The 12,868-nt window shown below is 42.7% G+C and carries 9 protein-coding genes; 6 read left to right on the top strand and 3 right to left on the bottom strand.

Going from position 1 to position 12,868, the window contains the following annotated elements:
* The first annotated feature begins 88 nt into the window (after positions 1–88).
* Both CKW02_RS09485 and CKW02_RS09480 read left to right on the top strand, forming a co-directional pair.
* Positions 89–1,480, top strand: a complete 1,392-nt coding sequence (locus CKW02_RS09485; protein WP_003215869.1) for an MFS transporter — start codon at positions 89–91, stop codon at positions 1,478–1,480.
* A gap of 23 nt (positions 1,481–1,503) precedes the next feature.
* Complete coding sequence (locus CKW02_RS09480; protein WP_003216047.1) at positions 1,504–3,111, top strand: glycoside hydrolase family 43 protein; 1,608 nt, start codon at positions 1,504–1,506, stop codon at positions 3,109–3,111.
* 44 nt (positions 3,112–3,155) lie between these two features.
* Here CKW02_RS09480 and xylR read toward each other — a convergent pair whose 3' ends face one another.
* Complete coding sequence (xylR, locus tag CKW02_RS09475; RefSeq protein ID WP_003216054.1) at positions 3,156–4,316, bottom strand: transcriptional repressor XylR; 1,161 nt, start codon at positions 4,314–4,316, stop codon at positions 3,156–3,158.
* Positions 4,317–4,530: 214 nt separating this feature from the next.
* Between xylR and xylA the strand changes: the two genes are divergently transcribed.
* From xylA to CKW02_RS09460, 3 genes are all read left to right on the top strand, one after another.
* Positions 4,531–5,868: a xylose isomerase gene (xylA, locus tag CKW02_RS09470; protein WP_003215675.1), complete on the top strand. Its 1,338-nt coding sequence runs from the start codon at positions 4,531–4,533 to the stop codon at positions 5,866–5,868.
* Between the two features lie 35 nt (positions 5,869–5,903).
* On the top strand, positions 5,904–7,403 hold the full coding sequence (xylB, locus tag CKW02_RS09465; protein ID WP_003215791.1) for a xylulokinase: 1,500 nt from the start codon (positions 5,904–5,906) through the stop codon (positions 7,401–7,403).
* A gap of 89 nt (positions 7,404–7,492) precedes the next feature.
* Entirely contained in the window at positions 7,493–8,179 is a 687-nt protein-coding gene (locus tag CKW02_RS09460) for a glycoside hydrolase family 11 protein (protein ID WP_034620516.1), read from the top strand.
* Between the two features lie 50 nt (positions 8,180–8,229).
* Here CKW02_RS09460 and CKW02_RS09455 read toward each other — a convergent pair whose 3' ends face one another.
* Entirely contained in the window at positions 8,230–10,266 is a 2,037-nt protein-coding gene (locus tag CKW02_RS09455) for a molybdopterin oxidoreductase family protein (protein WP_003216043.1), read from the bottom strand.
* Positions 10,267–10,396: 130 nt separating this feature from the next.
* On the bottom strand, positions 10,397–11,593 hold the full coding sequence (locus CKW02_RS09450; protein WP_003215542.1) for a cytochrome P450: 1,197 nt from the start codon (positions 11,591–11,593) through the stop codon (positions 10,397–10,399).
* Positions 11,594–12,064: 471 nt separating this feature from the next.
* Between CKW02_RS09450 and proC the strand changes: the two genes are divergently transcribed.
* Entirely contained in the window at positions 12,065–12,862 is a 798-nt protein-coding gene (gene proC / locus CKW02_RS09445; RefSeq protein WP_003215651.1) for a pyrroline-5-carboxylate reductase, read from the top strand.
* Positions 12,863–12,868 lie beyond the last annotated feature (6 nt).

Here is a 12,868-nt window from a genome sequence, read left to right as displayed (position 1 = left end):
GAAAGCGCTTTATATTCCCTGTATTGATTGCTGCTGCCCTCCGTCATCTGTTCGTTAGAAGAGGCTAAGTGAAGAAGGGAGAAAGCTCATGGTTAGTGAGAATTTAAAGAAGATTCGTATGTCTGAAAAAGTGGGATATGCTTCAGGGGATTTCGCATGTAATTTGATTTACGCAACTGTTTCTACGTATCTATTATTTTTCTATACAGATGTGTACGGTTTATCAGCGGCAGCAGCAGGGACGATGTTTTTGGTTGTTCGCGCCATCGATGCGCTTGCAGATCCATTTATTGGTGCATTGGTAGACCGGACGAACAGCCGTTTTGGTAGATTCAGACCTTATTTGTTATTCGGTGCGTTTCCTTTTGTCGTACTTGCCATTCTTTGCTTTACAACACCTGATTTTTCCGAAATGGGTAAACTCATTTATGCCTATATCACGTATGTTGGTTTATCGCTTACATACACATTCATCAACGTTCCTTATGGTGCTTTAACTTCCGCAATGACAAGAAATAACCAAGAGGTTGTCAGTATTACGTCCGTTCGTATGGTGTTTGCCAATCTAGGTGGTCTAGTTGTTGCTTTTTTTGTTCCTTTTCTTGCGACCTTTTTAAGTGATACGACAGGAAATACAGCACTTGGCTGGCAGATGACGATGGCTTTTCTCGGCGTTCTTGGTGGCGCATTACTGATTTTCTGTTTTAAAAGCACGAATGAACGTGTCACGCTTCAAAAGCCAGAGGAAAAGATTAAATTCAGTGATATCTTTGTCCAATTACGAGTGAATCGCCCGCTTGTTGTATTAAGCATTTTCTTTATTATTATTTTTGGTGTGAACTCGATCAGCAACTCTGTTGGGATCTATTATGTGACGTATAACCTTGGCAGAGAAGATTTAGTGAAATGGTACGGACTCATTGGCAGTCTGCCAGCTTTAATGGTGCTGCCGTTTATTCCGAAGCTGCACAAGCTGTTAGGAAAGAAAAAGCTGCTGAATTATTCTTTATCGCTGAATATAGTAGGTCTTCTTGCCTTACTTGTGATACCGCCGAGTCAAATCACTTTAATACTGATTTTCAGGCTTGTTGCTGCTGCGGGGAGTATTACAGCGGGTGCTTACATGTGGGCGCTCATTCCTGAGACTGTTGAATACGGCGAATATAAAACTGGAAAAAGGATGGGCGGACTGATCTACGCAGTCATTGGATTTTTCTTTAAATTTGGGATGGCATTAGGCGGGATTGTTCCGGGGCTTGTACTCGATCGATTTGGCTATGTTGCAAACCAAGTGCAGACGCCAGAAGCATTGCTTGGCATTTTAATCACGGTAACAGTGATTCCTGTATGCTTACTGATTTTAGCGATGATTGATATTAATTTTTATAATCTAGATGAAGAAGAACACCAAAAAGTCGTGAGGGAGCTTGAGAATAGGGATCAAGTATATATCGATCATATGGATGATTTTAAAATGTAGGTCGTGAAAGAGGAGGAAGTTGAATGAAAATCACCAATCCAGTACTCAAAGGATTTAACCCGGATCCAAGTATTTGCCGTGTAGGAGAAGATTATTACATGGCGGTCTCTACATTTGAATGGTTTCCAGGGGTACAAATTTATCATTCGAAGGATCTTGTGCATTGGCGGCTTGCCGCGCGTCCTTTGCAAAAAACGTCGCAGCTGGACATGAAAGGGAATCCTGATTCTGGCGGAGTATGGGCACCGTGCCTAAGCTACGCAGATGGTCAGTTTTGGCTTATTTATTCAGATATCAAAGTAGTGGATGGTCCATTTAAAGATGGTCATAATTATTTGGTGACGGCAAGTGAAGTTGATGGTGATTGGAGTGAGCCAGTGAAGCTTAATAGCTCTGGCTTTGATCCCTCTTTATTTCATGACCAAAGCGGGAAGAAATACGTCTTAAATATGCTGTGGGATCATAGGGAAAAGCACCATTCCTTTGCAGGTATTGCCCTGCAGGAATATAGCGTGACGGAAAAGAAACTCATTGGCCAGCGGAAGGTCATTTTTAAAGGCACACCGATTAAACTGACAGAAGCACCGCATCTTTATCACATTGGTGATTACTATTATTTATTAACAGCAGAAGGAGGCACCAGATACGAGCATGCGGCAACAATTGCCCGTTCCCGGCAGATTGAAGGGCCTTATGAGGTTCATCCTGATAACCCAATTTTAAGTGCTTTTCACTCACCTGAACATCCGCTTCAAAAATGCGGTCATGCTTCCATTGTTCAAACGCACACAAATGAGTGGTATCTCGCTCATCTCACTGGCCGCCCTATTCAATCAAGCAAGGAATCTATTTTTCAGCAAAGAGGGTGGTGTCCTTTAGGAAGAGAAACAGCGATTCAAAAGCTTGAATGGAAGGATGGCTGGCCGTATGTTGTGGGCGGAAAAGAAGGAGCGCTGGAGGTTGAAGCGCCAGCGATCAACGAAAAGGTTTTTGCTCCTACCTACCATACAGTCGATGAGTTTAAAGAATCAACGTTAAATAGACACTTTCAAACATTAAGAATTCCTTTTACTGAACAGATCGGTTCATTAACGGAAAAACCTCAGCATTTAAGGTTATATGGTCACGAATCTCTAACATCTAAGTTTACTCAAGCCTTTGTTGCAAGGCGCTGGCAAAGCTTTTATTTTGAAGCAGAGACAGCTGTGTTGTTCTATCCAGAGAATTTTCAGCAAGGCGCTGGTCTTGTGAATTATTACAATACGGAAAATTGGACAGCGCTTCAGGTGACATATGACGAGGAACTTGGCCGAATTCTTGAATTATCTGCCTGTCAAAACCTTTCCTTTTCTCAGCCATTGGCACAAAAAATCGTCATTCCAGAGGAGGTCACCTATGTGTATTTAAAAGTGACCGTTCAGAAAGAAACATATACCTATTCTTATTCATTTGATCAAAAAGACTGGAAGGAAATTGATGTGATATTTGAATCTAGCCACCTATCTGATGACTTCATTCGAGGAGGAGGATTTTTTACAGGGGCATTTGTCGGCATGCAGTGCCAGGATACAAGTGGCGAGCGTCTTCCTGCTGATTTCAACTATTTCCGTTATGAGGAAACAGATAAATAAAAAAGACAACACGGTAAGAGCTGTCTTTTTTATTTATGAATCTGTCATGGTGAGAGGGTGGCATCTTGCAGAAAAGCTTCAATGACGAGAGATGTCATCCCTAATACCGGTGCGTTGTGTCCTAATGACGATGGAAGCAGCTCGACATGTGAACTGAATTGAGTATCCATCCTGGAGGAGACCTCCTCTTGAATCACACGTAGAACCGTTGGATGCGCTTCAATCACCTTGTTTCGTAAAATAATCGCTTGCGGGTTAAAGGTATGGAGGACGTTTGTGAGACCAACCCCAAGGTAAAAGCCAAAGTTGCGCAGGGCATTGAGGGTTTTCATGTCATTTAACGTCGCCAGCTTTTCCAATTCTTGATGAGAGATGGGCTGATCATTTGTTTGAAGGGACTGAAACAAGGCTTTCTCAGATGCATACAGCTCCCAGCAACCACGGTTTCCGCAGCTGCATGTTGGTCCATTAAAGTCGATGGTCATATGTCCCATTTCACCAGAAAAGCCATATGCACCTCTGTATAAATGATGATTGATAATGATCCCGATTCCAATGCCGGTGCCGATGCTGGCATAGATCAAATGATCATAATGTTTAGCGGCACCAAAGATTTTTTCACCATATGCACCGGCATTTGCTTCATTTTCAATGAAGACGGGTACTTGGAATGCGTCTTGGAGCGTTGTTTTCATGTCAACATTTTTCCATTTAGAATGCGGCGTAAACACGATTTGTTGATCGGCATCCACTAGCCCGGGTATACATAGGCCAATACCTATGAGCCCATATGGGGAAGAGGGGATTTGGGCCTTCAACTGCTGTATTAATTCAGTTAATATGCGTATGGTCACATCAGGAGCGCTTGATGGGAGCTTGATCTGTTCTTCTTGAAGGATGGACCCTTCAAGGTCGGTTAAAATGCCATTGACATAATCAACGCCGACATCAATCCCGATGGAGCAGCCAGCACGTTTATTAAACATCAGTAAAACCGGTCTTCTCCCGCCGCTAGACTCACCTTGACCGATCTCATAGACGAGTTGCTCTTTCATTAATGTACTCACTTGAGAGGAAACAGTCGATTTATTTAACCCAGTGCGTTCAGATAATTTAGCTCTAGAAATTGGCGCATGCTGGAGAATTTCTTTTAATAATAGCTTTTGATTTATTTTTTTCACAAAGTTCTGATCAGCGATATCCATGTTATCCACTCCATTTGTTTCGTCTTTAGATTAAGTGAAGAAAAAAGCTGCTTTTCTACGCATGTAATCTGTAAGAAGGATGATTTTAACTTTATTATAACGAAAATATTTCTAAAAAACTAAAAAATATGGAAAATTCAAAGTGGATTGATCATCAATTGAACATTAGTTTGTTGAATCAACTTACAAAGTATATTCATAGGAGGAATAAAAGATGGCCAACTCAAATATGAAAACGTTACACAGTTTAGAAGGAATCGGAAAAATACAATTTGAAGGAAAACAATCAAAAAATCCACTCGCTTTTAAACACTATAATCCAAGTGAAATGATTGGCGGAAAAACAATGAAAGATCACCTGCGCTTCTCAGTCGCTTATTGGCATACATTGACTGCTGATGGAACAGACATGTTTGGAACTGGTACGATGCAGAGAGCCTGGGACTCCTATAGCGGAATGGATTTAGCAAAAGCTAGATTGGAAGTAGCCTTTCAACTGTTTGATCTATTGGATGTTCCGTATTTTTCCTTCCATGACCGTGACATTGCACCGGAGGGAGATACGCTTCAAGAGACGAATCAGCAATTAGACATCATTTTAGAAAGAATGAAAGAATACATGCGAGATAGCGGAGTCAAGCTGCTGTGGAATACAGCCAATATGTTCAAGCATCCTAGATTTGTACACGGCGCAGCAACATCTTGTCATGCAGATGTCTTTGCCTATGCAGCCGCACAGGTGAAAAAAGGCATCGAAACAGCTAAAGAACTTGGCGCAGAAAATTACGTTTTCTGGGGAGGACGAGAAGGGTACGATACTCTGCTGAATACAGATATGAAAAGAGAGCTTGATCACATGGCGTCATTTTTGCATATGGCTGTTGATTATGCAAAGGAAATTGGGTACACTGGCCAATTTTTAATTGAGCCTAAGCCAAAGGAGCCAACCACTCATCAATACGATGCAGATGCAGCGACATCTATTGCCTTTTTAAAGCAATACGGACTAGATTCACATTTTAAATTGAACATCGAGGCCAATCATGCGACGCTTGCTGGTCATACGTTTGAGCATGAATTACGCGTCTCAAGAATACATGGATTGCTCGGTTCTGTGGATGCGAACCAAGGGAATACGCTGCTTGGCTGGGACACGGATGAATTTCCAACCGATTTATATGCCACAACTCTTGCCATGTATGAAATTCTGCAAAATGGCGGACTAGGAACTGGCGGTCTCAATTTTGATGCAAAAGTGAGAAGAGCTTCTTTTGAGCTTGAAGATATTTTGTATGCCCATATTGCGGGCATGGATGCATTCGCAAAAGGATTGCGGGTGGCTCATAGACTCATAGAAGATCGTGTGTTTGAAGATGTGATCAAGCACCGATATCGCAGTTTTTCTGAAGGGATTGGCCGTGACATTTCAGAAGGAAAGGCAAACTTTCATACATTAGAAGAGTATGCGCTCAAGCACCCTTTAATCAGTAACGAATCGGGAAGAGAGGAACAGTTGAAAGCCCGGTTAAATCAATACTTGTTAGAAGATTGATTGAAGAAGCGGACCTGTTTTGAAGGAGTGAAGACATGAAGTATGTGATGGGAATTGATCTTGGAACGAGCGGAGTCAAAGCCATATTAGTCGATGAGAATGGAAAGGTGTGCGGCGAGGCCACTAAGCCTTACCGCCTCATTCAAGATAAACCTGGATATTGTGAACAGAACCCAGAGGAATGGGTTGAGCAAACAGTGGCTGCGATGAAAGAACTGATGGCAAGGCAGCCTGTCCTTTCAAAGAAAGTAGAGGGCATCAGCTTCTCTGGACAGATGCATGGTCTGGTTCTTTTAAATGAATCCCGCGAGGTGCTCCGCCCTGCAATTTTATGGAATGATACACGAACGACAGCGCAATGTACACATATTACAAAAAAACTGGAGGAACGGCTCCAACAGATCACGAAAAATCAAGCGCTTGAAGGATTCACACTGCCAAAATTATTATGGGTAAAGGAGCATGAACCAGAAATTGATCAACAAATCGACATGTTTTTACTCCCAAAAGATTATGTCAGATTTCGATTAACAGGTTCTGTTCATATCGATTATTCTGATGCGGCTGGCACCTTGTTATTAAATATTGGAGAGCAAGCGTGGAGTGAAGAAATTTGTCAGGCATTTGATATTCCTCCTCATATTTGTCCGCCGCTGATCTCATCAGAGGAAGAGGTTGGTACACTATTTCCGCACATTGCACGTGAGACGGGGATCGAAGAGGGTGCAAAAGTCTTTGCTGGCGGGGCAGACAATGCTTGCGGAGCAATTGGTGCTGGTATTTTATCCTCTGGCCGCACGTTATGCAGTATTGGCACATCTGGCGTCATTCTCTCTTACGAAGAGGATCATGAAAGAGAGCTTCAAGGAAACCTGCATTTGTTCCATCATGCAAAAAAAGACGCTTACTACACAATGGGTGTGACCCTTTCAGCAGGATATAGCCTTAACTGGATAAAACATTTACTGGCTCCAGAGGAATCGTTCCAATCACTTTTAGAGGGTGCAGTTGATGTCGCGCCAGGAGCGAATGGATTGCTCTTCACGCCATATTTAGTAGGGGAGAGAACACCTCATGCGGATTCTACCATTCGTGGAAGCTTGATTGGTTTAGACAGCCGACATGAAAGGGCGCATGTCGTCAGGGCTGTGCTAGAAGGGATTACCTTCTCGTTAAATGAATCTATTGCCTTATTCCGGCAAGCAGGAAAATACATAGATTCTATTGTGTCCATTGGGGGCGGTGCAAGAAGCCGGACATGGCTTCAAATGCAAGCAGACATTTTTCAGGCTGAGGTCATCCAGTTAGACAATGAACAAGGGCCTGCTTTAGGTGCAGCTATGCTGGCCGCCGTTGGTTGCGGCTGGTATCCATCGCTTGAGACATGTGCAGATCAGTTTATTCATCAAGCTGCTGTCTATGAGCCAGAGCAGCAACATGCAAGTATATATGCTGATCTATTTCATCTGTATCAAAAGATCTATACACAAACAAGAGACATCCATGCCGGGTTAGAACAATACCGTTCCGTCTAGCAAAAAGGGTGACATGAAAGGAGGTGATGAGCTCGCTTCATCTTAGAGAAGGCAGAACAATTTTAATGAAAAAAGGAGAGGGATGGAAAATGAATTTGAAAAGATTGAGGCTGTTGTTTGTGATGTGTATTGGGTTTGTGTTGACACTGACTGCTGTACCAGCTTATGCGAAAACGATTTATAATAATGAAGTAGGTACACATAGCGGGTATGATTACGAATTATGGAAGGATCATGGAAACACCTCGATGACACTTAATAACGGCGGGGCATTTAGTGCAGGCTGGAACAATATTAATAATGCTTTATTTAGAAAAGGAAAGAAGTTTGATTCCACTAAAACTCATCATCAGCTTGGTAACATCTCTATCAATTACAACGCAAACTTTAACCCAGGTGGGAATTCCTACTTATGTGTCTATGGCTGGACACAATCTCCATTAGCAGAATACTACATTGTTGATTCATGGGGCACCTATCGCCCAACAGGAGCGTATAAAGGATCATTTTATGCAGATGGGGGCACGTATGACATTTATGAAACGACCCGTGTCAATCAGCCTTCCATTATTGGAATTGCGACCTTCAAGCAATATTGGAGTGTACGTCAATCGAAACGTACGAGTGGAACGGTATCTGTCAGTGCACATTTCAAAAAATGGGAAAGCTTAGGGATGCCAATGGGCAAAATGTATGAAACGGCATTTACTGTAGAAGGCTATCAAAGCAACGGAAGTGCGAATGTAACGACCAACCAGTTGTTTATTGGTCAATAGAAAGCATTAAAAAGCCAGCAGTTTTTTGCTGGCTTTTCTTCTGTCTATGATCATTTTTCAACTTCCACTCTGCCCGAAAAGAACGTCGCACCGCCGCCCATATCTGCCAGCCGATCAGGTGTTAGCCCGTTAACTAGCTGTTTTTTGCCTTTTTGATCTGCCCATAATCCTTGGCTGACCACAACACCAGGTAATACATTGTGACCGACTGACACGACAAGCTCGCATTCTCCTCGGTCATTGAGCACACGTACCATGTCACCATCTTCAATTTTTCTTGCCTTTGCATCTTGTTCATTCATGTGAAGCTTAGGAAACTTCTCAAGCTTTTGATGCTTTTCATGAAGTGAGAAGGTTGAGTTAAGAAAATTATGATTCGGTCCCGGTATAAAGGTAAGTGGATATTCGCTTTCCTGATAAAGGGGCACGTAGGTAGGAAGCGCCGGATATCCGTCTTTTTTCATTTGTTCAGAATAAAGCTCAATTTTGCCGCTCGGGGTAGAGAGCTTTAAGTCTTGGAAAGGTCCTCGTTTTGCTTTGATCCATTTCTTTTCTTTTAATGCCTCGTATGAAATGTCCTCATAATGCGGATTTTCTGGATGATGAAGGGCTTGTTCCATGAGTTCCGCATCTGTCTCGCGGAAGGCTTCATCTTCAAAGCCCATCGCATGGGCTAACAAGCGAAACACTTCTGTATTGGATTTGCTTTCTCCATAGCGTTCAATCACTGGCTCTTGAATTTGAATATAATGGTGCCAGTATGATGTATAGAAATCCTCATTTTCAAAGGCGGATGTGGCCGGCAGGACAATGTCTGCATACTTAGCTGTCTCTGTTAGAAATAGGTCGTGAACGACTGTAAATAAGTCATCTCTCAGCAAACCTTCTCTTACTTTATTCGCTTCAGGCGTCACAACAGCTGGGTTGCACGAGTAGACAAAGAGTGAATCAATGGAAGGCGCTGCATTCGTCAGCACACTGCCTAGCTGATTCATATTAAATGATCTTGGCGTGCGTTCCTTTAATAAATCTGGCCGCTGAAGAGCTGTTTCATTATAGCTGAGAAAAGAAGAGTTTGATTTCATCGCACCGCCGCCCTTGTAGAGCCACTGACCAGTCAGGGCAGGGAGGCAGGAAATGGTTCGAATACTCATTCCGCCATTATCATGGTGCTGCAAACCATTGCCAATGCGAATGAGAGATGGCGATGTTTCAGCGTACATTCTTGCAAGTGTAAGGATGTCCTCTTTAGAAACCCCCGTGATGCCCTCAACAGTGTCTGGATCATACTGCTTCACATGCTCACGCAGCTCCTTATGACCGGTTGTATAAGATTCTAAAAAGGCTTCATCTGTTAGTCCTTCTTTAAAAAGAACATGCATGATGCCAAGGGCAAGGGCACTGTCAGTACCAGGTCGAAGCGGAATGAACCAATCTGCCATCCGTCCGGTTTGGTTCTTGTGTACATCAATCACGACAATCTTTGCTCCTTGCTTTCGCGCTTTTTGTGCGAGGGTGATTTGGTGCATATTGGTCGACACGGCATTGATCCCCCAAAAGATGAATAGTTTCGTATGAATGGTCTCTTCTGGATCTGTCCCAATGCTTGCACCCATTGTATATTTATAGCCAGTCGTTCCTGCTGACTGACAGATGGTCCGGTCTAATTGACTTGAACCAAGACGATAGAAAAAGCGGCGGTCCATGCCTTCTGCATTCAGATTGCCCATATTCCCATAAAAGCTGTAAGGCAGAATACTTTCTGGACCTTTTTCTTCAATCAGTTTTGTCCATTTTTGCCGAATGGTTTCAATGGCTTCTTCCCACGTAATCGGAGCAAATTGTCCATCGCCTTTGCGGCCAACACGCTTCAAAGGAGTGGTCAGTCGCTTTTCATCATATAAACGGGCTGTGACATTCCGCACCTTGTTGCATATGTTGCCTTGGGTGACGGGGTGGTCTGGATCTCCCTGCACTTTTACGATCTTTCCATTTTCTTTATGTATCAAAAGACCGCACTGATCCGGGCAATCTAACGAACAAACTGATTTGAATATTCCGTCTTTCATTGCTGTATAATCGGTCATGAATTTTTGGCTCCTTTTCTGAAATCCGTTATCACTTTATATGGACTTTATTTTAGCATGTTCGGAGGTGGAAGGTAAGAAAGAGATAATGAATTGAAGAAAATGAAAAAAAGCCCCTCAAAAGGGACTTTTAAAAACGGGTGACCTGTACAGGAAATTCTTTTACCCCAAAAACAAATGTGCTTTGAATGGGTTTTAGCTGATCTGCCGCACAGGTGATGTCTTGAAACGTCTGGAGTAAAATCTCAAGTGCAATGTTGCTCTCAAGGCGGGCAAGCGGTGCACCGAGACAAAAATGAATGCCAAAGCCAAAGCTCATATGCGGGTTTGATTTCCGGTCAAGACGGAACGTTTCTGGATCGTCAAATTTCTGTTCATCGCGATTTGCAGAAGCGACCCAGCTAATGAGATAGTCTCCTTTTTTAATTTTTGAGCCTGCAATCTCAACATCCTCGGCCGCGATTCGCCCAATGGCTTGAACAGGCGGGTAATAGCGTAACGTTTCCTCGGTCAATTGAGGAATAAGAGAGGGGTCTTGCCGTACTGCTTCAGCGATATGCGGCTGCTCTGTTAGCAGTCTTACTGCATTTGTAATCAAATTGGTCGTTGTCTCATTACCAGCAACAAGTAATAGAATACAAAAGCCAAGCAGTTCATTCTCGGTTAAACGCTCACCATCGATTTCTGCTTGAATAAGAAGTGAGATCAGGTCATCAGCAGGGGATTCTTTTCGTTTTTGGATCAAGTGAGCAAAATAAGCGGACAGCTCTTCCTCTGCGCGTTTCTGCATATCGACTACTGCTTGAATGGCTTCTTTTGATTCATCCTTTGCACCTGCTACTAGGGCATCAGAATGTTTCTTAATGAACGCTCTATCCTTTACCTCTGCGCCGAGAAGCTCAGCAATGATCATGACAGGCAGGGGAGCTGCTAGATCTTGGACGATATCAAACGTACGCTGTTCCTTGACTTGTTGCAGCAGGTCATGTGTCAGGTCTCTAATGTTATCTTCTAATTGTTTGATCGCTTTTGGTGTGAATGCTTTATTCACGAGTGCTCTCATTTTTGTATGTTTTGGCGGGTCCATCGTTAAAATACTCGTTTTCGTTGTGCTTCTTCCTCGCTGTGATGAGAACACTTTGGGCTGCTTCAGAACAGACTGGATATCCGCATATCGAAAGAGATCCCAGCACTTTCTTGTTTCATCATATCTAATATCACTCTGCGCACGTAGCTCATTGTAAATAGGGAACGGGAAAAGAAGGTCATCGGTCGAACGGATTTCTTTCATTGGAATGACATTGATATAGTTTTCTTTCACTTTCATTATGAACGCTCCTTTTTCACTTAGTTTCCCTTTCACGGTATCACCCGTAAAATATCATTTCAACGGACATGTTTTCTAAAATATGTCAATAGTCTAATCGGAAGATTCAAGCACATTCGTCATATAGGAAAATAGAAATCGATTAGAAATGATAGCGCTTTCTATAAAATAGAATTGAAGTCACCGAAACCAAAAATAAAATGGGGAATTCAGTCGAACGAAAGGGTACTATGATGCAAATGCATATAGTTCTTTAGATCTAAATTGTTGTTTTACAAAAGCGCAATCAGTATACATACAGCAAGCGGTTGAACGCGTATTCGGGACTTTTGAAAAGCGCTGGCTCTTTCTTGACACTATTTCTCATCATGTTACGATAACTTACGTGCGAAAAACACGAACAAAAAGCGAACAAGGGAGAGGATCAATATCATTGATCAAAAGAAAGTTGCTTTCATTGGAGCAGGTTCTATGGCGGAAGGAATGATTGCAGGGATTGTACGATCAGGACAAATGCCGCTAGGCCAAATTTACGCAACAAACAGACAAAATCAACTTCGATTGAATGAACTAACGACACGTTACGGAATACAAACAGCCACAATGGATTCTTTTCCTTTTGAAGAAATGGATATGTTGATCCTGGCCATGAAGCCAAAGGATGCTGAAACAGCACTTGAATCGTTAAAACCTCATATTCAGAGAGACCAGCTGATCTTGTCTGTCCTTGCAGGCGTGAAGCAATCGTATATTGAAGATATGCTGCATGAAGGGCAGCCCGTGATGAGGGTCATGCCGAATACGTCAAGTACGATCGGGGCTTCAGCGACAGCTTTATGTGCTGGACGTTATGTGAAAGACGACCATATCAGCATGAGTCAGGCTCTTTTATCTGAAATGGGCGAAGTGTATACCATTCAGGAAGAGCAAATGGATATTTTCACTGGAATTGCCGGAAGCGGACCAGCCTATTTTTATTTCTTAATGGAAAGAATCGAAGAAGCAGGAGAAGAAGCAGGTTTATCTAAGGAATTGTCTCGCCAAATTGGCGCGCAGACACTTCTCGGTGCTGCGAAAATGCTGCAAGAAACAGAGGAAAACCCTTCTACTCTGAGAGAGAAAATTACGTCACCAAATGGAACAACAGCTGCAGGACTGAATGCATTAGATGATTTTGGCGGAGGAGAAGCAATCAAGCAGGCCGTCAAACATGCTACCAATCGATCAAAAGAGATCAGCAAACAGCAAAAACAAAAAGTATCTATATAATAAATA

The sequence above is a fragment of the Bacillus pumilus genome (genome assembly GCF_900186955.1).
Classification (GTDB): Bacteria; Bacillota; Bacilli; order Bacillales; family Bacillaceae; genus Bacillus; species Bacillus pumilus.
Note: the sequence above shows the minus strand (reverse complement) of the source record. Positions and strands in the feature narration are given on the sequence as shown.

Coding starts and splice junctions, on each gene's coding strand:
- CKW02_RS09485 (WP_003215869.1), top strand. CDS start 89: ATGGTTAGTGAGAATTTAAAGAAGATTCGTATGTCTGAAAAAGTGGGA.
- CKW02_RS09480 (WP_003216047.1), top strand. CDS start 1,504: ATGAAAATCACCAATCCAGTACTCAAAGGATTTAACCCGGATCCAAGT.
- xylR (WP_003216054.1), bottom strand. CDS start 4,316: ATGGATATCGCTGATCAGAACTTTGTGAAAAAAATAAATCAAAAGCTA.
- xylA (WP_003215675.1), top strand. CDS start 4,531: ATGGCCAACTCAAATATGAAAACGTTACACAGTTTAGAAGGAATCGGA.
- xylB (WP_003215791.1), top strand. CDS start 5,904: ATGAAGTATGTGATGGGAATTGATCTTGGAACGAGCGGAGTCAAAGCC.
- CKW02_RS09460 (WP_034620516.1), top strand. CDS start 7,493: ATGAATTTGAAAAGATTGAGGCTGTTGTTTGTGATGTGTATTGGGTTT.
- CKW02_RS09455 (WP_003216043.1), bottom strand. CDS start 10,266: ATGACCGATTATACAGCAATGAAAGACGGAATATTCAAATCAGTTTGT.
- CKW02_RS09450 (WP_003215542.1), bottom strand. CDS start 11,593: ATGAAAGTGAAAGAAAACTATATCAATGTCATTCCAATGAAAGAAATC.
- proC (WP_003215651.1), top strand. CDS start 12,065: ATGGCGGAAGGAATGATTGCAGGGATTGTACGATCAGGACAAATGCCG.